We start from the raw sequence: 741 nt of genomic DNA on the forward strand, positions 1-741 counted from the left end.
CGCCATCGAAACCGATCTCGGCCAGGGTGCTGAAGAAGACGTCCCAGTCGATCTCGCCCTGTCCCATGTCCAGGTGCTGGTGCACCCGGGCGGTGGATCCCGGCGGGTTGACGATGTAGCGCAGCTGCGACGACGCCTTGTGGTTGAAGGTGTCGGCCACCCGCGCGTGCACCAGCACGTCTTTGGTGGCACGGATCGTCTCGGCCAGATCGTCTCCGTAGTAGAAGGAGTGCGGCGCGATGTAGGAGCACTGCAGCGCCTTGGAGTTGATCGTCTTGATGATCTCGACCGCCGGATCGATCTGCTCCACCCAGTCTTCGGGATGCGGTTCGACGCTCAGCGTCAGGCCTTCGCGCTCGAGGATCGGCACCAGTACGTCCATGGCACGCCAGAAGGCGTTCTCACAGGCCTCCGGCGTATGGATGCCGTCGCGGTCGGCGGCCGAACGCTCGGGCGAACCGCCACGGCCGAATTCGGAGATCAGCAGCGGGGCGTCCATCTCGACCGCCACCTCGATGGTCCGCTTCCAGTTATCGATCGCCATGTCCCACTCGTCGCGGTACGGGCTGGACCAGCGGTACATCGGCTGCAGCGTCGCCAGGCCCACGCCGTGGTCTTTCATCGCTTTCTTGAACGCCTGGATGCGCTCGGGGTACACACGGGGACGGGTCCACCACTGCAGGAAGTCGGCGCGCGGAGAAAGCTCGATCCAGTCGTAGCCCAGCTCCGCGGTCAGGCGGC

The 741-nt window shown here is 65.3% G+C and carries 1 protein-coding gene; it reads right to left on the minus strand.

Annotation, left to right across the window (positions count from 1 at the left end; genetic code table 11):
- Positions 1-741: sugar phosphate isomerase/epimerase family protein (locus tag IEX85_RS23880; protein ID WP_188863148.1), on the minus strand; the 741-nt coding region annotated here is incomplete at both ends.

Origin of the sequence: Marinobacterium nitratireducens, assembly GCF_014645375.1 — a bacterium.
Classification (GTDB): domain Bacteria; phylum Pseudomonadota; class Gammaproteobacteria; order Pseudomonadales; family Balneatricaceae; genus Marinobacterium_A; species Marinobacterium_A nitratireducens.